General features: G+C 63.2%; 14 protein-coding genes and 1 pseudogene. 6 read left to right on the top strand and 9 right to left on the bottom strand.

The annotated features are described in order from the left end of the window. Nucleotides 1–73: 73 nt before the first annotated feature. Complete coding sequence (locus FH041_RS18055; RefSeq protein ID WP_027913398.1) at nt 74–985, top strand: LysR substrate-binding domain-containing protein; 912 nt, start codon at nt 74–76, stop codon at nt 983–985. A gap of 285 nt (nt 986–1270) precedes the next feature. On the opposite strand, the gene FH041_RS18050 is transcribed toward FH041_RS18055, so the two are convergent. From FH041_RS18050 to ycaC, 4 genes are all read right to left on the bottom strand, one after another. Continuing rightward, on the bottom strand, nt 1271–3112 hold the full coding sequence (locus FH041_RS18050) for an amidohydrolase (protein WP_049695298.1): 1842 nt from the start codon (nt 3110–3112) through the stop codon (nt 1271–1273). 71 nt (nt 3113–3183) lie between these two features. Beyond that, nucleotides 3184–4002, bottom strand: a complete 819-nt coding sequence (locus FH041_RS18045; RefSeq protein ID WP_027913397.1) for an alpha/beta fold hydrolase — start codon at nt 4000–4002, stop codon at nt 3184–3186. Nucleotides 4003–4039: 37 nt separating this feature from the next. Continuing rightward, nucleotides 4040–4606 carry an antibiotic biosynthesis monooxygenase gene (locus tag FH041_RS18040; RefSeq protein WP_027913396.1) on the bottom strand — a complete coding sequence of 189 codons (567 nt, stop codon included), beginning with the start codon at nt 4604–4606 and terminating at the stop codon, nt 4040–4042. A gap of 113 nt (nt 4607–4719) precedes the next feature. Next, a complete protein-coding gene (gene ycaC / locus FH041_RS18035; RefSeq protein ID WP_027913395.1) occupies nt 4720–5349 on the bottom strand; it encodes an isochorismate family cysteine hydrolase YcaC in 630 nt (209 codons plus the stop codon). 234 nt (nt 5350–5583) lie between these two features. Between ycaC and FH041_RS18030 the strand changes: the two genes are divergently transcribed. Beyond that, nucleotides 5584–7011 (top strand): mechanosensitive ion channel family protein, encoded by a 1428-nt coding sequence (locus FH041_RS18030; protein WP_027913394.1) that lies wholly within the window; start codon nt 5584–5586, stop codon nt 7009–7011. A gap of 29 nt (nt 7012–7040) precedes the next feature. Here the strand turns inward: FH041_RS18030 and FH041_RS18025 are convergent, their stop codons facing one another. Next, on the bottom strand, nt 7041–8327 hold the full coding sequence (locus FH041_RS18025; RefSeq protein ID WP_027913393.1) for an FAD-binding oxidoreductase: 1287 nt from the start codon (nt 8325–8327) through the stop codon (nt 7041–7043). Between the two features lie 159 nt (nt 8328–8486). After that, nucleotides 8487–9977 (bottom strand): aldehyde dehydrogenase family protein, encoded by a 1491-nt coding sequence (locus tag FH041_RS18020; RefSeq protein WP_027913392.1) that lies wholly within the window; start codon nt 9975–9977, stop codon nt 8487–8489. A 133-nt stretch (nt 9978–10110) separates the two neighbouring features. Here FH041_RS18020 and FH041_RS18015 point away from each other — a divergent pair, with 133 nt between their 5' ends. Continuing rightward, entirely contained in the window at nt 10111–11001 is an 891-nt protein-coding gene (locus FH041_RS18015; protein WP_049695297.1) for a LysR family transcriptional regulator, read from the top strand. 136 nt (nt 11002–11137) lie between these two features. Next, nucleotides 11138–12532: a VOC family protein gene (locus FH041_RS18010; RefSeq protein ID WP_104926641.1), complete on the top strand. Its 1395-nt coding sequence runs from the start codon at nt 11138–11140 to the stop codon at nt 12530–12532. Nucleotides 12533–12570: 38 nt separating this feature from the next. On the opposite strand, the pseudogene FH041_RS18005 reads toward FH041_RS18010, so the two are convergent. After that, nucleotides 12571–12882, bottom strand: a pseudogene (locus FH041_RS18005) (methyl-accepting chemotaxis protein); the annotation flags it as partial. Between the two features lie 26 nt (nt 12883–12908). Next, nucleotides 12909–13835, bottom strand: a complete 927-nt coding sequence (locus tag FH041_RS18000) for a LysR substrate-binding domain-containing protein (protein ID WP_027913388.1) — start codon at nt 13833–13835, stop codon at nt 12909–12911. 154 nt (nt 13836–13989) lie between these two features. Here FH041_RS18000 and FH041_RS17995 point away from each other — a divergent pair, with 154 nt between their 5' ends. Then, nucleotides 13990–15378: a NorM family multidrug efflux MATE transporter gene (locus tag FH041_RS17995; RefSeq protein ID WP_027913387.1), complete on the top strand. Its 1389-nt coding sequence runs from the start codon at nt 13990–13992 to the stop codon at nt 15376–15378. 50 nt (nt 15379–15428) lie between these two features. Here FH041_RS17995 and FH041_RS17990 read toward each other — a convergent pair whose 3' ends face one another. Further along, entirely contained in the window at nt 15429–17096 is a 1668-nt protein-coding gene (locus FH041_RS17990; protein WP_111475526.1) for a bifunctional diguanylate cyclase/phosphodiesterase, read from the bottom strand. A gap of 291 nt (nt 17097–17387) precedes the next feature. Here FH041_RS17990 and rep point away from each other — a divergent pair, with 291 nt between their 5' ends. Then, complete coding sequence (rep, locus tag FH041_RS17985; protein WP_027913385.1) at nt 17388–19397, top strand: DNA helicase Rep; 2010 nt, start codon at nt 17388–17390, stop codon at nt 19395–19397. Nucleotides 19398–19411: the final 14 nt, after the last annotated feature.

The following is a 19411-nucleotide window of genomic DNA, read 5'->3' as shown; positions in this document are numbered from 1 at the left end:
AGATGCGGCATCCAGCTTCCAGGAACGTTAAACTGCGCAGGCCGCCCTTGGCGGGTTCTGTGGAGACGCATTCTTGGAAGACCTCAACTCGCTCTACTACTTCACGCAGGTGGTCGAGCACGGTGGCTTCGCCCCGGCGGGTCGGGCGCTGAACATGCCCAAGTCGAAACTCAGCCGACGCATTGCCGAGCTCGAAGAGCGTCTGGGCGTGCGCTTGCTGCAGCGCACCAGCCGCCGCTTCGCACTGACCGAGATCGGCCAGGCTTATTACAACCGCTGCCTGGCCATGCGCGTCGAAGCCGAGGGTGCGGCCGAGATCATCGAGCGCAACCGCAGCGAACCACGAGGGCTGGTGCGCATCAGTTGCCCGACCACCCTGCTCAACGCTTGGGTCGGGCCGATGTTGACGCGCTACATGCTCAAGTACCCGCAGGTGGAGCTGTTCATCGAAAGCACCAACCGGCGCGTCGATCTCTTGGATGAAGGCTTCGACATTGCCCTGCGTGTTCGTTTTCCGCCGCTGGAAAACACGGACATGGTGATGAAGGTGCTGAGCGACAGCACCCAGTGCCTGGTAGGCCATCCCCACCACCTGGCGCAATTGCCCGACGGTTTCGATCCTCAGCTACTGGGCACGCTGCCCAGCCTGCATTGGGGCAGTGCCCAGCGGGAGTATCACTGGGAGCTGTCCCGAGACGGTGACAACAACCAGAGCATCGTCATACCGCACATGCCGCGCATGGTCACCGACGACCTGTTCGCCCTGCGCCATTTCGTAGTGGCGGGTATCGGCATTGCGCACCTGCCACGGGTGGCCGTGCGTGACGACCTGGCAGCGGGCCGCCTGGTGGAGTTGCTGCCAGGCTGGTACCCGCGCAGTGGCATCGTGCACGCGATCTTCCCCTCACGACGCGGCTTGCTGCCTTCGGTGCGGGCATTGATCGATCACCTGGCGGACGAATTTGCGCTTTGCGACATGGCTTGAGGTTCGAGCCTGCAACGCCCATGGCCACCGCCCAAAATGTCCCGCCGCTACAGTTTCAGGGGGAGTGGGCGGCTGGTGATGGGGGCGCTCACTGATCGCGATGGGCTGCAAAGCGGCCCCGGCAAAATGAGCTGCCAAGCTGAAACCTTGGGGCCGCTGTGCGGCCCATTGCGGTCGGTTCGTCGCCCCGGCAAGGCCGCTTTCACAGAGTTAAGCGGGTTGAGGCCTGCGCTGTACTTGCAGGCTGGCTGCGACGGGTTGCTGCACAGCCCTCAGCATCTCGGCCTAGAAGGCAAAGCACGAGCAACCCAACGCGCCCCAGAACCCCTGGAAGTCATTGACCGGCACGCTGGAATGCCGGGCCTTTTCATGGCTGTGGGCATGGACACCGCACGGGCCCGAGCACTGGTGTGCCATGGCTGCCAGCGAGGGGGTGCCCACGCGCCAGTGGCCGGGCACCTTGGCGACCGGTGACCACTCAGGCAACACAGGCACCTGCGGTGGCCCCAGCTTGTCGAACTCGGCGGCGCCGTATACGACCTTGCCGTCTACCAGGGTGAGCACCGACTCGATACCCTTGATCGCCTCTTCCTCCACCGAGAAGAAATCCTGCGACAGCGCCGCCAGGTCGGCGAGCTGACCGACCTTGATCTGCCCCTTCTTGCCCTGCTCACTGGAAAACCAGGCACTGCCTTGGGTGAACAGCTGCAAGGCCGTGTCCCGGCTCAACCCTTCGGGATACAGTGCCATGCCGCCAACGGTCTTGCCGCTGACCAGCCAGTACAGCGAAGTCCACGGGTTGTAGCTGGACACGCGGGTCGCATCGGTGCCCGCCCCTACCGGCACCCCCATCTCCAGCATGCGCTTGATCGGTGGTGTCTGCTGCGCCGCTTGGGCGCCATAGCGGTCGACGAAATACTCGCCCTGGAAGGCCATGCGGTCCTGAATGGCAATGCCGCCACCCAGGGCGCGTACCCGCTCGATGTTACGGGGCGTGATGGTTTCGGCATGATCGAAGAACCACGGCAAGCCGTTGAACGGTACGTCGCGGTTGACCTTCTCGAACACGTCGAGCATGCGTGTGATCGACTCGTCATAGGTCGCATGCAGACGGAACGGCCAGCGTTGCTCGACCAAGTGCCGCACCACCGGCTCCAGTTCTTGCTCCATGGTCTGCGGCAGGTCCGGGCGCGGTTCCAGAAAGTCTTCGAAGTCAGCCGCCGAGAACACCAGCATTTCGCCCGCACCGTTGTGACGCAGGAAATCGGTGCCACTGTGCAGCTTGACGCTGGCAGTCCACTTGCGGAAATCGTCCAGCTCTTCCTTGGGCTTCTGGGTAAACAGGTTGTAGGCGATGCGCACCGTCAGTTGACCCTTGTCGGCCAGCTCCTGGATCACCGAATAATCGTCCGGGAAATTCTGGTAGCCGCCACCGGCATCGATGGCGCTGGTCAGCCCCAATCGGTTCAGTTCGCGCATGAACTGGCGCGTGGAGTTGACCTGGTATTCGAGTGGCAGCTTGGGGCCTTTTGCCAGCGTGGCGTAGAGAATCATGGCGTTCGGCCGCGCGATCAGCATGCCCGTGGGGTTGCCGAACGTGTCACGCTGGATTTCCCCGCCAGGCGGATTGGGCGTGGTCTTGTCATAGCCCACAGCCTTGAGCGCTGCACGATTGAGCAACGCCCGGTCGTACAGGTGCAGCAGGAACACCGGGGTATCCGGGGCAGCCTGGTTGATTTCCTCGAGGGTGGGCATGCGCTTTTCGGCGAACTGGAACTCGTTCCAGCCACCCACCACCCTGACCCATTGCGGGGTCGGCGTACGTGCGGCTTGGTCCTTGAGCATGCGCAGGGCATCGGCCACCGACGGCACCCCTTCCCAGCGCAGCTCCAAGTTGTAGTTGAGGCCCCCGCGGATCAGGTGCAGGTGCGAGTCGTTGAGCCCGGGAATGACGGTGCGCCGGCGCAGGTCGACAATCTGAGTGGCCGTTCCTTTGTGGGCCATGGCCTCGGCATCGCTGCCCACGGCGATAAAACGGCCATCCTTGATGGCCACGGCGGTGGCGTTGGGGTTCTCGCGGTCGACGGTGTGCAGCTTGCCGTTGAACAGAATCAGATCGGCGTCCATAGGGCCTCCTTGGAATGGAGTTCATAGGTCAGGCGCAGCGGCGTCGTCGCGACGCCGCTTGCCTGTCTGGCTCAGCGCTGGAGAAACGCCAGCAGATCTTCGTTCAGCTGTTGCGCATGGGTCACTGCGAACCCATGCGGCGCACCGGCATACACTTTCAACTCGGCGCCGGCGATCAACTGCGCGGCGCGCTTGCCGGTGGTTTCGAAGGGCACGACCTGGTCGGCGTCGCCGTGAATCACCAAGGTGGGCACGTCGACCTTGGCCAGGTCCTGCCGGAAATCGGTCTGCGAGAACGCCGTCACGCAGTCCAGCGTGGCCTTGAGCGAGGCCAGCAGCGCGATGTTCAAGGTCTGCGTCTGCACGCCCTGGGACACCTGCTGCCCCTGGTTCAGCCCGTAAAACGGGGCCGCGAAGTCGGCGATGAACTGGGCGCGGTCGGCCCGCAGCCCGGCCTCGATCCCTTCGAACACCGACAGGTCCACCCCGTCCGGATTGTCTGCGCGCTTGCCAAATACAGGCGTGACGGCCCCCAGCAGCACCAGCCCAGCCACCCGCCCGGTACCGTGGCGACCGATATAGCGGCTGACATCACCGCCCCCCATCGAAAAGCCCACCAGGGTGACCTCACGCAGGTCCAGGTGCTCGATCAATTGCGCGATGTCATCGGCGAAGGTGTCATAGTCGTAGCCGGTCCACGGCTGGCTCGACCGCCCGAAGCCACGGCGGTCAAAGGCGATGGTCCGGTAGCCGCGGCTGGCCAGGTACTCCATCTGCGTGTCCCACATGTCGGCATCCAGCGGCCAACCATGGCTGAACAGTACCGGCTTGCCAGTACCCCAGTCCTTGAAATAGATCGAAGTGCCATCACGCGTTTGGAACGTGCTCATATCGGTATCTCCTAGTGGTACGTGGAAAAAGGCTTGTTCAGCCGCGCAGCCAATGGGCGCAACGGCGGGTGATCCAGGGCATGATGTAGAACACCACAGGCAAGATGACGAACAGGTTACCGATCAGGGTGCCTCTGACCGGGCCAGCCAGTTGTGGCAAACGTTCGAATAACGGGGCCAGCAGGTGCGGCACCACCAACGTCATCGGGCAGATCACCAGGTACGTCAGCACCGCCTGTTTCCAACGCGGTGGTGGTACGGCGCGGGTGCCGGGTGGGGTGAACCAGAATTCCGGGTCCTCATGGACCTGAGGGCTGTCACCACCGTCGAGCAGCGGCAGCACGTCCCGGACCATCGCCTGGCGTTCTGCTGAGTTGACCCACGCCTGCAACAGGTCGGCGTTGGCGAACCGGACCACGGTGGTGAAGTGTAGACCGCCCTCATCGGGTCGAATGACATTGACGTCCAGGTGCCCCGCCTGGCGGCGGGCGGTGCCTACCGCATGCTTGAGCCACACTTCGTAGTCGTTCAGTGACGCGGCGCGGACCTTGTGCTGGATCACCAGGGTAACCACGTCGCGGTTGTCTTGGGCGGCGGTGTTCATCTGCATTCCTTGGGCTGAGCCTGCCCGCTTGCGCTGGGCAACAGTGGACGGGCTGAACGTTATCGAGGTGTGCGGCCCGGCGGGCACCGGCCGGGGTGCCCGCGGCGATGGGGTTACTTGCTGGCGTTGAAGGCGTTGTAGCTGGTCATCAGGTTGCGGTAGTCAGGGATATGGTTGGAGCACAGTGCGGCCAGGCCCTCGACGTCGTTGCGCCAGTCACGATGCAGTTCGCAGGCTACGCCGAACCAGGTCATCAACTGCGCGCCAGCACGGCTCATGCGGTCGTGGGCGGCATCGCGGGTCATGGCATTGAAGGTGCCGGACGCGTCGGTCACCACGAACACCTCGAATTCTTCCTCCAGGGCGGCCAGGGCCGGGAAGGCCACGCACACTTCGGTGACGACACCCGCGATGATCAACTGCTTCTTGCCAGTGGCTTTCACCGCCTTGACGAAGTCTTCGTTGTCCCAGGCGTTGATCTGGCCAGGACGCGCAATGTAAGGCGCGTCCGGGAACAGGGCCTTGAGCTCTGGCACCAATGGGCCGTTGGGGCCTTGCTCGAAGCTGGTGGTCAGGATGGTCGGCAGGTTGAAGAACTTGGCCAGGTCCGCCAGGGCCAGCACATTGTTCTTGAAGGTGTCGGGCTCGATATCGCGCACCAGCGACAGCAACCCAGCCTGGTGATCGACCAGCAGAACGGCAGCGTCGTCTTTGTTCAGGCGGTTGTATTTGAATTGAGTCATGGCGGTAGCTCCAGTAGTCGTGATTTGCAGTAGGTGGGGTGTTTCGCGTTGATGGGAGAAGATTAAAACCATCCAGTTTTCGGCGGTAGATAGCGTTTTTTGGCTTTAGCGTTCTATTTTATGAACGATGGTTCAGCGCCCTGTAGGGCCGGTTCTATGCAACGCCATGCCCATTGCCTCCTGCGTGAACCTGCTCTATTACTACCGGCAGCCCTTCCCTGTCCCGAGACCATCATGCTGGCGTTCATCCAGTCCTCCCCACTGCTGCTCGGCACCACCTTGTTGTTGCTCGACTTGATCGTTTGGCAGCTGATCCCGGCACAGCGCCATGCCTGGCGAATAGCCGCGCGGCTGACGCTGTTCCTGCTCTTCAGCCTGGTGCTGGTGGCGGCAGGGATGAGCCCGCTACAGCCCGCGCCCTGGGCCGACGACGTTGCCCGCAACTTGCTGGCCACGGTGCTTGCCATCGCATGGTGGCTGTTTGGCGCGCGCACCGTCACGGTGGTTTTCGGCCTGCTGTTGGTGGCGCGCGGCAGCCACGGCGGCCGGTTGCTGCAGGATGTGCTCGGGGCGTTGATCTTCATCGCCGCGGTGGTGGCGGCGGCCGGCTATGTACTGCAATTGCCCGTCAAAGGGCTGCTGGCCACATCGGGAGTGATGGCCATCGTCATCGGCCTGGCCTTGCAGAGCACCCTGGCGGACGTGTTCAGCGGCATCGTGCTCAACACCACGCGGCCCTATCAGATCGGTGACGCCGTTTCCATCGATGGCACGGAGGGCAAGGTGCTGGATATCGACTGGCGTGCCACGCGGCTGCTCACCAGCAGCGGTAGCCTGGCGGTCATTCCGAACTCCGTGGCTGCCAAGGCCCGCTTGCTCAACCATAGCCGTCCAACTGATGTGCATGGCGTGTCGATCAGCGTGGTCGTGCCTGCAAGCGTGCGCCCTGGCAAAGTGTTCGATGCGCTGGAAAAGGCGCTGCGCGGTACCCGTGCGCTCCTCCCTTCACCTGCCCCCAAGGTGGCCGTGAAAACCGCGACGCTCGATTCGGTGGAATACGAAGCCAGCGGTTTCATCGCCGATATGAGCGCCAAGAACGCTACGCGCAACCAGTTGTTCGACCTGGCCCATCGGCACCTGGAAGCGAACGGGGTCATCTGGAACCAGGACCTGGCGACGGCGCCGCGTAGCCGTCAACGGGAGGTGCTGGACGAAGTACGGGTGTTCCGCGCGCTGAGTGATGAAGAGCGCGACGCACTGAGCCAACACATGATCGCCGTTGAGTACCTGGCTGACACAACGATCCTGGAGGTGGGCAAGCAGTCCGAACACGTGCTGGTCATAGGGCGAGGTGTCGTATCAGCGGCGGTGCTGGAAGATGGCAAGCGCCTGGAGGCCGGACGCATGGGCCCAGGTGAAGTACTGGGTATCGACGGGCTCGTCGATGAAGACGACTCGCTGGTGGAGTTCAGAACCTTGACCAGTTGCCTGCTGTATCGCATCGACAAGCAACGAGTCAAAGCGTATCTGCAGCAGCACGGCGATGTGCAGACCGCCTTGGGCAAACTGCAACGCGTCCGACGTCAGGGTCGCGATTCGCTGCTCTTGCACAAGCCTGCTTCCATCAAGAAAGGCGGTTTCCTGAGCTGGCTGCACAAATGACGCGTCACCTGCCGTTGCGGAGCGTTGCCTTACAGCACCACGCGCAGGCACTGGCCGGCGTGGTACAGCGAGAACCCGGACTCGTAGAACGCGGTGCGCAGTGAGGTCGCGCTCACGCCTTTCATGGTCGAGAACGGTATCGGCAGGCTGGCGGCTTCCCCTTTGGACAGAAACTCGGCGAACGCCCGGCCAATGACGGTGCCAGTGGTATTGCCGCGCCCGTTATAGCCGGTGACCGCCACCAACCCTGGGGCGGGTTCGAACAAACGCATCAGGTGGTCGGGCGTAAAGTCGATGCAGCCGGTCCAGTGCATGTCCCATTCGACCTTGCCAAGCGTCGGGTAGTAGTGACGCTGGATACGGTCGGCCCAGCTGCGCACGAACCACGCGGGTTTATTGTCGACCCGGCCCAGGCTACCGAGCAGCAAACGGCCCTGATCATCGCGACGGATACTGCTGAGCACGGTGCGGGTATCCCAGGAGCCTTGGCCGTGAGGGAGTACCTTGTCGGCCTGCGCGCCCTGCAATGGCTTGGAGGCGACCTGGTAGTAATAGCCTTTGAAGAACTGCTTTTGCAGGTTGCTCCAGTCCCCTTCGGTGTAGGCGCCAGTGGAGATCACCACCTTCTCGGCGCGAACCGAACCGCGTGCAGTCTGCACACGCCAGCTGTCACCTTCGCGCGTCAGGCCCTGGACTGCGGACTGCTGGAACAGCTTGCCACCCAGGCGCACCACGGCAGCTGCCAGGCCCTGGGTGTAGCCCATCGGGTTGATGGTGCCGGCGCGCCGGTCCAGCAGGGCGGCGGCGATCTTGTCGGTGCCGCAATATTCCTGGCACTGTGCGCCGGTCAGCAGTTCGACATCGGCACCGCGCCGTCGCCATTGCTCGTGGCGGGCCTGCAGATCGGCGATGCCGGTCGCGTTATGTGCCATGTGCAGGGTGCCCTGGTGCCGCGCCTGACAGTCGATGCCCAGGCGTTCGATCATGGCGAACACATCGGCCGGGGCCTGACCCAGCACCGTGTTCAACCGGCTGCCTTGTTTCTGACCCAGGGTGGCCTCGACATCATCCGGGCGAATCCAGGTACCGGCATTGACCAGACCGACATTACGGCCGGAGCCGCCGTGGCCCACTTTCCAGGCCTCCAGCACGATCACCGACTTGCCCTGCTCGAGCAGGTGAATGGCTGCTGACAATCCGGTAATGCCGCCGCCGATCACGCAGACATCGGCGTGGTACTCCCCCGCCACGGCCTGGACAGTCACGCTCGGCACGGTGACGCATTCCCACAAGCATTCTTGACGCAGTTCGGACATGGCCCGGCTCCCGCAATTTATTCTTGTTCGAGACCGCCGTGCGGCCTTTCGCAGCCAAGCCCGCATGCCCAGATAGCGGTGCAAGCACACCGATCCTGATGGCCGCGGGCTTGGTCGCCCACCAGGGGCCGTGCCCCTGGTTCTACACCATTACGCTGATCAGTCGAACACGATGCCTTGCGCCAGTGGCAACTCACGGGAGTAGTTCACGGTGTTGGTCTGACGGCGCATATAGCCTTTCCAGGCATCTGAACCGGACTCACGGCCACCACCGGTCTCCTTCTCACCCCCGAACGCCCCGCCGATTTCGGCACCGCTGGTGCCGATGTTGACGTTGGCGATACCGCAATCGCTACCAGCCGCGCTCTGGAAACGCTCAGCCTCGCGTAGATCGGTGGTGAAGATGCAGGACGACAAGCCCTGCGGGACTTCGTTGTTCAGCCGCAAGGCTTCGTCGAAGTCATCGTAAGCCAGTACATAGAGAATCGGCGCGAACGTTTCATGGCGCACCACCTCGCTTTGCCCAGGCATTTCGGCAATGGCAGGCGACACGTAATAGGCATTGGGATACTGGTCGGCCAACTGACGCTCGCCCCCGAACACTTGGCCCCCTTCGTCGCGAGCCTTGGCCAGGGCGCCTTGCATGGCATCGAATGAGGCCTTGTCGATCAGGGGCCCAACCAGGTTGTCCTTGCGCGGGTCGCCAATGCGCACCTTGCCGTAGGCGGCCTTGACCCGAGCCACCACTTCGTCCTTGATCGAACGGTGCACGATGAGGCGGCGCAGCGTGGTACAGCGTTGCCCGGCAGTGCCGACTGCCGAGAAGAGAATGCCCCGCACGGCCAGGTCCAGGTCGGCGCTGGGTGCAAGGATCATGGCATTGTTGCCGCCAAGTTCCAGGATACTGCGCCCGAAACGTGCGGCTACACGCGGCCCGACTTCACGGCCCATGCGCGTGCTGCCGGTGGCACTCACCAGGGCCACGCGGGGGTCATCGACCAGGGCTTCGCCTGCTTCACGGCCACCGATGACCAGCTGCGCGAGACCTGCCGGCGCATCGCCGAAGGCTTTCAACGCCTTGTCGAACAACGCCTGGCACGCCAGGGCGGTCAATGGCGTTTTCTCGGAGGGCTTCCACACCACCGAGTTGCCGGCCACCAGGGCCAGGGCGGTGTTCCAGGACCAGACCGCCACCGGGAAGTTGAATGCGCTGATCACACCGACCACACCCAGCGGGTGCCAGCTTTCGCGCATGTGGTGACCCGGGCGTTCGGAGGCGATGGTCAGGCCGTACAACTGGCGTGACAGCCCCACTGCAAAGTCACAGATGTCGATCATTTCCTGCACTTCGCCCAGACCTTCCTGGGTGATCTTGCCTGCCTCGATCGAAACCAGTTCACCCAGGTCTGCCTTGTGCTCGCGCAGCACTTCGCCGAACAGGCGCACCAGCTCACCCCGGCGAGGGGCTGGCACGCTGCGCCATGCCTCGAAGGCCTGCTGAGCCTGCTCGATGCGCGCGGTAGTCTCGGCTTGACCGAGCAGTGTCACCGAAGCGATCTGGCTGCCGTCGATGGGCGTGTGTACAGCGTAATCGCCTTGCGTGTAAGCCTGGGCAGCAACCCCCAGGCGCTCGAGCAATCCAGCAACCATTGGTGTTCTCCTACATCGGTGGACAGGTTGGATATGATGTGGATCAGTATTAATCCGATCAGTTAAGCGCAACAAACGACCTTTATTCCGCATATCATTCCGTCAGGTAATGACTCGAGCCTTTGAGAACGCTATGTCAAAACGTCTGGTGCCTTCCATGACCGCCCTGCAGTGCTTCGAAGCTGCAGCCCGTCACTTGAGCTTCACCCGAGCCGCCGAAGAGCTGCACTTGACCCAGAGTGCGGTCAGCAAGCAGGTCGCGCAGCTTGAAGACCTGTTGCGTCACCATCTTTTCCTGCGCATTCGCCGACGTTTACAACTCACGCCAGCCGGCAGCCTCTATCTGGCCGAGGTGAACAAGATCCTCACGCAGGTCGATATGTCCAGCCGCTATGTGCTGACCTACGGGGAGCAGACCGAGATCCTGAAGGTCGCGACGCAGCCGAGCTTTGGTGTGCGGTGGCTGATCCCCCACCTCAAGGGCTTCGGCCGGCGGCACAGCAACATTCACTTGGACATCCGCAACGAAATGGAGCCCTTCTCGCTGTTGCAGGGCTCGGCCGACGTCGTGTTCTTCTACGGCCAGGGCACCTGGCCGGGGGCCAGCTGCATCGAGCTGTTCGGTGAAGAAGTGGTGCCGGTGTGCTCGCCAGAGTTACTGGCCGGCCGTGACCTGGCCAGTGCCGAGGCATTGACCGACCTGGTGTTGCTGCAAAGCACTTCACGGCCGGAAGCCTGGCACGAATGGTTCCTGGAGCAGGACCTGCAAAGCGTCAGCGCCTACCACGGCCCACGCTTTGACACCTTCTACATGGCACTAAGCGCTGCCCAGGCCGGCTGCGGGGTAGCGCTGGTGCCGCGCTATCTGGTCGCAAAGGAGTTGGCCGAAGGCAGCCTGGTCATGCCTTGGAACCATGCGATGCGCAGTGCCGGCGCGCACTACCTGGCGTACGCCGAACATGCCGCAGAAGTGCCCAAGGTGCGGGCGCTGGTGGATTGGATCGGTGAGCAGTTGCAGGCCTGATGCTCTAGACAGGCGTAGCGCCCTAGCCCGCCTACGTCGATCAAAAAAGGAATGACACACCTACTTTTTTTCGCTTGTAGACCGGGTGCATTCCCCGCTTTCATGTAAAGGTCAGCCATCAACCAGGAATCCAGCGATGCCCGCCCATGATTTCGTCAGCCCCGACAGCATCCGTGCGCAGTTTTCTGCCGCCATGTCGCTCATGTACAAACAGGAAGTGCCGTTGTACGGCACGCTGCTTGCGCTGGTGAGCGAAATCAACCAGCAGGTGATGGCCGAGCAGCCAGAAGTGACGCAGGCGCTGCGCTGGACCGGGGAGCTCGAACGGCTGGGCCATGAACGCCACGGGGCCATCCGAGTAGGTACGGCCCAGGAGCTGGCGACCATCGCGCGACTTTTTGCGGTCATGGGCATGCAGCCGGTGGGCTACTACGACCTCAGCAGTGCTGGGGTGCCGGTGCACTCCACCGCGTTCCGTGCCGTGCACGAGCAGTCGCTGCACGTCAGCCCCTTCCGCGTCTTCACCTCGCTGTTGCGCTTGGAGCTGATCGACAACTTGCCGTTGCGGGAAATGGCCAAGGATATCCTGGCCAAACGCCAGATCTTCACCCCTCGCGTACTCCATCTGATCGAGCAGCACGAACGCGATGGCGGCTTGAATGCCGCAGATGCTCAGGCTTTCGTAGAGCAAGCCCTGCAGACCTTCCGCTGGCACCACGACGCCACCGTCACCGCCGAGCAATACCAGCAGTTGCACGACCAGCACCGCCTGCTTGCCGATGTGGTCGCGTTCAGGGGTCCGCACATCAACCACCTGACTCCGCGCACCCTGGACATCGATGCCATCCAGCTCGGCATGCCAGCCAAGGGCATCACGCCCAAGGCCGTGGTCGAAGGCCCCCCTCCCCGCCGCCACCCAATCCTGCTGCGCCAGACCAGCTTCAAGGCCCTGCAGGAAAAGGTCGCATTCTGCGGTCAGCACGGTAGCGAAGGCAGCCACACCGCGCGCTTTGGGGAAATCGAGCAACGTGGCGCGGCGTTGACACCGAAGGGGCGCCAGCTCTATGACAAGCTGCTCGACACGACGCGTGTCGCATTGGGGGGTGCGCCCGTCGAGGCCAATGCCGCACGGTACATGGCGATACTCACCGACACCTTCGCCGCCTTCCCGGACGACCTGGCGCAGATGCGTGAACAGGGCCTGGCGTATTTTCGCTACTTCGCCACCGAGAAAGGCCTGGCCGCGCGCGATAAGCAAGGCAGGCCAACTACCCTGCAAGGGCTGATCGACGCAGACCACGTGCATTTCGAGGCGCTGGTGTACGAGGATTTCTTGCCGGTAAGCGCCGCAGGGATCTTCCAGTCCAACCTGGGCGACGATGCCCAGGCCGAGTACGGCAGCAACGCCAACCGCGCGGCCTTCGAAGCGGCGCTGGGGCTGCAGGTGCAGGATGAACTGGCGCTGTATGCGCAAAGCGAGCGCCGCTCGCTGCAGGCCTGCGCCCAGGCATTGAACCTGGTATCGCTGTAAGGCGACAGAGTGAAGGGGCACGTGGGTGCCCCACCGTGTCAGCGGAAGCGGTCCACTTCCTGACGCAACTGCGCAGCCAATCCTTCCAGCTCCCGCGCTGTGAGTGCCAGCTCGTTGGCCACCTCGCGCTGCTCACCGTTGGCCTGGGCGATGCTCTGCAAATTGCGGCTCAGCACGGTCGCTGTGCTGCTCTGCTCCTGGGTCGCCGTACTGATCACGGCAAACTGCTCACCCGCCGCACGGCTTTGTTCGTCGATGCGGGCAAGTGCTTGCGCGACCTTGTCGTTACGCTCAAGGCCGTCCTGCATCAGCTGGTTACTCTGCTCCAGTGTGGTGATGGCGTGCCCGGTGTCGGACCGGGATATAGCGCTCGCAATCAAAGGGCTGGCAGGATCACCACCTCGGGTAGCGCCATGGCAGCCACCTCTGCTTGCAGGAAGGCACTGAGGCGGCGCAGCCGCTCGCCGCCCGGTCGGGTCCGCGGCCATACCAGGTAGTAGTCCAAGCCGCTGGGGACCGCCGTGGGCCATGGCAGGCTCATGCGCCCCTGCGCCACATCTTCGGCCACCATGATCAGGTCGCCAATCGAAACACCGTAGCCACGGGCCGCTGCAATCATGCCCAGTTCCAGCGTGTCGAACACCTGGCCGCCCTTGAGCGAAACCCTGCTACCCAGGCCCAGGCGTTCCAGCCACACTCGCCAGTCGCGCTTGTCCATTGTGGGGTGCAGCAGTTCGCTGCTCGCAAGGCGCGCCGCGCACCAAGGCCCGTCATCCAGCAGCCCTGGTGCGCCCACCGGCACCAGCAGTTCGGGGAACAGCTTGCGCACCTCCCACTCCGCCGGGAACACCCCATCGCCCAGCAGCACCGCGCAATCGAAAGGTTCCTGGTTGAAGTCCACATGGTCGACGTCCATCCAGGCACTGGTCAGTTGCACTTCATTGCCAGGCTGCAGCCGACGGAAGCGGCTTAGCCGGGCCAGCAACCAACGCATGGTCAGGGTGGACGGCGCCTTCATGCGCAGCATGTCGTCTTCACCGCGCAACGTGTCACAGGCACGCTCAAGCGCGGCAAAGCCTTCGCGCACACCCGGTAGCAGCACCCGCGCCGCTTCGGTCAGTTGCAGGCTGCGGCCACTGCGCGTGAACAGGCGGCAGGCAAAGTGATCCTCCAGCGTGCGAATGTGCCGGCTGACCGCGCTTTGGGTAATGGACAACGCTTCGCCAGCACGGGTGAATGAGTTCAATCTCGCCGCGGCTTCGAATGCACGCAGCGCATACAGGGGTGGCAGCTTGCGGGTCATGAGATTCCTTGTTCGGTGGAGAAGCGGCGACCTGCGCATCATATCGCCATGATTGAAACTCATGCCAATGATCGCATTTATCCTTTTGTTAAAAGCTGACCCAAGCCTCAGAATCGCCCTTCGTCCGCCATTGTCTTTGCCAAGGATCACATCCATGCACGTCGCACCTACGCTCGAGCTCAAGGCATTACTGCGCTTGGCAGGCCCACTGATCGCCTCGCAGCTGGCGCACATGCTCATGGTACTGACCGACACCCTGATGATGGCACGCATCAGCCCGCAGGCCCTGGCCGGGGGCGGATTGGGCGCGGCGGGCTATTCGTTCGTGTCCATCTTCTGCCTGGGCGTCATCGCGGCGGTTGGCACCCTGGTAGCCTTCCGCAGGGGCGCCAATGACATCGAGGGCGCCACACGGCTGGCGCAAAGCGGTCTGTGGCTGGCCTGGGGCCTGGCCCTGTTCGCGGCGCTGGTGCTGTGGAACCTCGAACCTGTCCTGCTGCTCTTCGGGCAACAGCCTGACAACGTGGCCTCGGCGGCCGAGTTTCTCACCCTGCTGCCGTTGGCTTTGCCGGGCTACCTGACCTTCATGGCCTTGCGCGGCTTCACCAGCGCCCTGGGCCGCTCTACGCCGGTGATGGTCATCAGCCTGGTGGGTACCGTACTCAACTACTTGCTGAACGTTGCACTGATCGAGGGCATGTTCGGCCTGCCCAAGCTTGGCCTGATGGGCATCGGCCTGGTCACTGCGGTGGTCTCGATGGGCATGGCCATTGCCCTGGCGCTGTATATCCGCTGGCACCCGGCCTATGCGGCCTACCCACTGCGCAAAGGCCTGTCACGGCCATCGCTGCCAGCGTTGGGCGAGCTGTGGCGGCTGGGCCTGCCGATCGGCGGCACCTACATGGTGGAGGTAGGGCTGTTCGCCTTTGCGGCGCTGTGCATGGGCGTGCTGGGCAGTACCGAGTTGGGCGCGCATCAGATCGCCCTGCAGATCGTGTCGACCGCCTTCATGGTGCCCACTGGCCTGTCCTATGCCGTGACCATGCGCGTGGGCCATTACTACGGCGCGGGCAACTTGCTCGCAGCGCGCAGCGCAGGCCGGGTGGGTATCGGCTTCGGAGCCATGCTGATGTTCGCCTTCGCTGCCCTGTTCTGGTTGCTGCCAGACGCACTGGTAGGGCTGTTCATCGACCGGGCCGACCCGGCGTTTGCCGCCATCTTCCAACTGGCGGTCCAGCTGCTGATGGTCGCCGCCTGGTTCGAGCTCTTCGATGGCGTGCAGACCATCGCCATGGGCTCTATTCGCGGGCTGAAGGACGCCAAGACCACGTTCCTGATCGGGCTGGTGTGCTATTGGCTCATCGGGGCACCCAGCGCCTGGTTGTTCACCTTCGTCTTCGGCGGGGGCGCGGTGGGCGTCTGGTGGGGGCTGGCATTGGGGCTGGCGTGCGCCTCGGTGGCACTGACCTTCGGCTTCGAGTGGCGGATGCGGCGGTTGCTACGCCACGCCGGGACAAGCGCCGCAACGGCCACACCTGCCTGATGTCAACGACTTGATGTGGATTTGCGCATTGGCCAAGGGGGCGCGGCTGGCTAGCCTGCAAACCCCACCTGGCGATGGGACGCCTGGCGCAGGAACGGGATCAGCGCGTCTACCGGCAGGGGCTTGCTGACCAGGTAACCCTGTACCTGGTTGCAGCCAAACCCGCGCAGCAACGCCAATTGCGCTTCGCTTTCGACGCCCTCGGCCACCACTTCGAGGTTGAGGTTGTGGGCCAGGTTGATCATGGCATGCACCAGCTTGCGGTTCTCTTCGCGCATTTCCATCTGCGCAACGAAACTGCGGTCCACCTTGAGCAAGGTGATCGGCAGGCTGTTGAGGTGCACGAACGAAGAAAACCCTGTGCCAAAGTCGTCCAGCGAGAAGCGCACGCCCAGGCGCCCCAGTGCATCCATGGTCTGACGCACCCGCTCATTGCGCCGCATCACGGCCGTTTCGGTCAGCTCGAATTCCAGCCAGTGAGCATCGACACCGTACTCGGCGATCAGCCGGCTCAAGGTCGCCAGCAGCTGGCTGTCCTGGAACTGCCGGAAACTGAGGTTGACCGCCATGTGCAATGGCGCAAGTCCTTGGGTGTTCAGGGCCTGCATGTCGCGCAGGGCACGGGCGATGACCCAGTAACCCAGCGGCACGATCAGCCCGCTCTGCTCGGCCAGCGGCACGAACTCACTGGGCGGCAGCAAGCCCCGTTCGGCGTGGCGCCAGCGCACCAGCGCTTCGAGACCGACGACCCGCCCATCCGCCAGGTTCAGGCGCGGCTGATAGTGAAGTTCCAGCTCGTCACGGCGCAAGGCCCGGCGCAGCTCGCTTTCGAGATCGGCCAGGCTGCGTGCGTGGCGATTGATGCGCTCGTTGAAGACATGGAAGGTACAGCCCTGGATGGCCTTGGCCTGGCGCATGGCGATGTGCGCATGCCACATCAGCGGGTCGGCGCCGCCCTGGGCGCGGGCGTGGGCCAGCCCCAGGCTGCAGCCGAGCAGCAGGCTTTCGCCATCGACCCAGTAGGGCTCGGCCAATGCCTCCACGATGCGCTCCGCCATCCACTCGGCCCGCCCTGGGTCGCGGCGGGTGTCGATCAGCAAGGCGAACTCGTCACTGCCCAGGCGTGCCAGCTGGTCGCCTGCTTCGAGCTGATGCTTCAGACGTAGCACCACCTGCAGAATGAGGCGATCCCCACTCTGGTGCCCCAAGGCGTCATTGACGTGGCGAAAGTTGTCCAGATCCAGATGCCCCAAGGCAACGCCGCGCCCGTCATGGTCGGCCAGGCGCGTGGCCAGCAAGGCCTGAAAGCCCTGGCGGTTGGCGATGCCGGTCAAAGGGTCTTGTTCGGCCAAGCGCTGCAGGGTGGCCACCAGTGCACCTCGCTCGCGCACGTGGCGCAGGCAGCGACGCAGGCTGTCGCCATTGAGTTGGTCGCTCACCAGCCAGTCACTGACGCCGCCTGGCGCCGCCTCGGGTTCGCTGTGCAGCAGCAGGATGGTCGGCAGGTCACAGCGACCGGGTGCTGGCCGCAAGGCCGGCGTGGTCAGCACCACGGCCTGCCGGTCGCGGCTGAACAGACTGTCGACGGCATCCCAGTCGGGTGCCGTGAGCAGTACGGCCGTGCCCTTCAAGGCCGGCATGCACGCGTGCAGCAAGGCCGCCCACTCGGGCTCACTGGCCAACAGCAGCAAACGCATAGGTTCGACAGGCGCGGACAAGACGGCTCCTTAAAGCTCGACGATGCAAACGTTGACCGATAATGAGCCCAACGCAATTAATGGAAATGATTTTCACTCTTAAAAGCGGTTTTGGACAGCCTGGTCCGACGTATTTTGTCGTGCATCCTGCGCGAAAGCGGACAAACCGGCAAATACGATTTTTTCAGGCGCAAGTATTAGTGACGCTAATGATCGTTTCGAAAGTCTGACTCGAACGTCAGACGGTCACGCCACGAACACGCATGCCTGTTAGAATGCGCGGCTATTTTCTGGCGACCCCCGGTTTCTAGCATGTCCCGACTCAATCCCCGGCAGCAGGAAGCCCGTGACTATGTCGGCGGCCCTCTTTTGGTGCTCGCCGGTGCAGGTTCGGGCAAGACCAGCGTCATCACGCGCAAAATTGCCCACCTCATCCAGAACTGCGGTATTCGCGCCCAGTACATCGTGGCCATGACCTTCACCAACAAGGCCGCCCGCGAGATGAAGGAGCGGGTTGCCAGCCTGCTGCGTCCGGGCGAAGGCCGAGGGCTGACGGTCTGCACGTTCCACAACCTGGGCCTGAACATCATCCGCAAGGAGCACGACCGCCTGGGCTACAAGCCTGGGTTCTCGATCTTCGACGAATCGGATATCAAGGCCCTGCTGTCGGACATCATGCAGAAGGAGTACTCCGGCGACGACGGCATCGACGAAATCAAGAACATGATCGGTGCCTGGAAAAACGACCTGATCCTGCCTCCCGAGGCCCTTGAGAAGGCACGCAACCCGCGCGAGCAGACCGCTGCGGTCGTCTACACCCACTATCAGCGCACGCTCAAGGCGTTCAACGCCGTGGACTTCGACGACCTGATCCTGCAGCCGGTCAAGTTGTTCCAGGAAAACCCCGAGGTGCTCGAGCGCTGGCAGAACCGCGTGCGTTATCTGCTGGTCGACGAATACCAGGACACCAACGCCAGTCAGTACCTGCTGGTGAAGATGCTGATCGGCATGCGCAACCAGTTCACCGTCGTGGGCGACGACGACCAGTCGATCTACGCCTGGCGCGGCGCGCGCCCTGAGAACCTGATGCTGCTCAAGGAGGATTACCCCTCCCTGAAAGTGGTCATGCTGGAGCAGAACTACCGCTCCACCAGCCGCATCCTGCGTTGCGCCAACGTGTTGATCGCCAACAACCCGCACGCATTCGAGAAACAGCTCTGGAGCGAGATGGGCGTTGGCGACGAGATCCGGGTGATCCGTTGCAAGAACGAGGACGCCGAGGCCGAACGCGTGGCGATGGAAATCCTCACGCTGCACCTGCGCACCAACCGTCCCTACAGCGATTTCGCCATCCTGTACCGCGGTAACTACCAGGCCAAGCTGATCGAGCTGAAGTTGCAGCACCACCAAGTGCCTTACCGTCTTTCCGGCGGCAACAGCTTCTTCGGCCGTCAGGAAGTCAAAGACCTCATGGCCTATCTGCGCCTGCTGGTAAACCCTGACGACGACAACGCCTACCTGCGGGTCATCAACGTGCCGCGCCGGGAAATCGGCTCGACCACCCTGGAAAAGCTCGGCAACTATGCCACCGGCCGGGGTGTCTCGATGTATGCCGCCAGTGAGGAACTGGGGCTGGGCGAGCACCTGGATGCGCGCTACACCGAGCGCCTGCAGCGTTTCAAGCATTGGCTGGACGGCGTGCGCCACAAGGTGGCGCTGGATGATCCCATCGCCGCCCTGCATGAAATGATCCGCGACATCGACTACGAGAACTGGATCCGCCAGCAGACCGCCAGCGATAAGGCAGCGGAGTTTCGCATCAGCAACGTCTGGTTCCTGGTCGAAGCGCTGAAGAATACCCTCGAGAAGGACGAAGAGGGTGACATGACCATCGAGGACGCCATCGGCAAGTTAGTGCTGCGCGATATGCTCGAACGCCAGCAGGAAGAGGAAGAAAACGCCGACGGTGTGCAGATGATGACCCTGCACGCGTCCAAGGGCCTGGAATTTCCCTACGTGTTCATCATGGGCATGGAGGAGGAGATCCTGCCTCACCGCTCCAGCATCGAGGCCGACACCATCGAGGAAGAGCGCCGCCTGGCTTACGTGGGCATCACCCGCGCACGCCAGACGCTGGCGTTCACCTTCGCCGCCAAACGCAAGCAATACGGGGAAATCATCGACTGCACGCCCAGTCGCTTCCTCGACGAGCTGCCCCCCGAAGACCTGTCCTGGGAAGGACTGGACGATGCCCCGGTCGAGGTCAAGGCCGCACGCGGCAACAATGCCCTGGCCGACATCCGGGCGATGCTCAAACGCTGATCAACCATTACTCT

Source organism: Pseudomonas sp. SWI7 (genome assembly GCF_006351945.1).
In the GTDB taxonomy this organism is placed as follows: domain Bacteria; phylum Pseudomonadota; class Gammaproteobacteria; order Pseudomonadales; family Pseudomonadaceae; genus Aquipseudomonas; species Aquipseudomonas fulva.
Note: the sequence above shows the minus strand (reverse complement) of the source record. Positions and strands in the feature narration are given on the sequence as shown.

What these genes read in the sequence shown, in the direction of transcription:
- FH041_RS18040 (WP_027913396.1), bottom strand. Translation starts at nt 4,606, where the DNA reads ATGAACACCGCCGCCCAAGACAACCGCGACGTGGTTACCCTGGTGATC.
- FH041_RS18010 (WP_104926641.1), top strand. Translation starts at nt 11,138, where the DNA reads ATGCCCGCCCATGATTTCGTCAGCCCCGACAGCATCCGTGCGCAGTTT.
- FH041_RS18000 (WP_027913388.1), bottom strand. Translation starts at nt 13,835, where the DNA reads ATGACCCGCAAGCTGCCACCCCTGTATGCGCTGCGTGCATTCGAAGCC.
- FH041_RS18045 (WP_027913397.1), bottom strand. Translation starts at nt 4,002, where the DNA reads ATGAGCACGTTCCAAACGCGTGATGGCACTTCGATCTATTTCAAGGAC.
- ycaC (WP_027913395.1), bottom strand. Translation starts at nt 5,349, where the DNA reads ATGACTCAATTCAAATACAACCGCCTGAACAAAGACGACGCTGCCGTT.
- rep (WP_027913385.1), top strand. Translation starts at nt 17,388, where the DNA reads ATGTCCCGACTCAATCCCCGGCAGCAGGAAGCCCGTGACTATGTCGGC.
- FH041_RS18025 (WP_027913393.1), bottom strand. Translation starts at nt 8,327, where the DNA reads ATGTCCGAACTGCGTCAAGAATGCTTGTGGGAATGCGTCACCGTGCCG.
- FH041_RS18030 (WP_027913394.1), top strand. Translation starts at nt 5,584, where the DNA reads ATGCTGGCGTTCATCCAGTCCTCCCCACTGCTGCTCGGCACCACCTTG.
- FH041_RS18050 (WP_049695298.1), bottom strand. Translation starts at nt 3,112, where the DNA reads ATGGACGCCGATCTGATTCTGTTCAACGGCAAGCTGCACACCGTCGAC.
- FH041_RS18015 (WP_049695297.1), top strand. Translation starts at nt 10,111, where the DNA reads ATGTCAAAACGTCTGGTGCCTTCCATGACCGCCCTGCAGTGCTTCGAA.
- FH041_RS18020 (WP_027913392.1), bottom strand. Translation starts at nt 9,977, where the DNA reads ATGGTTGCTGGATTGCTCGAGCGCCTGGGGGTTGCTGCCCAGGCTTAC.
- FH041_RS17995 (WP_027913387.1), top strand. Translation starts at nt 13,990, where the DNA reads ATGCACGTCGCACCTACGCTCGAGCTCAAGGCATTACTGCGCTTGGCA.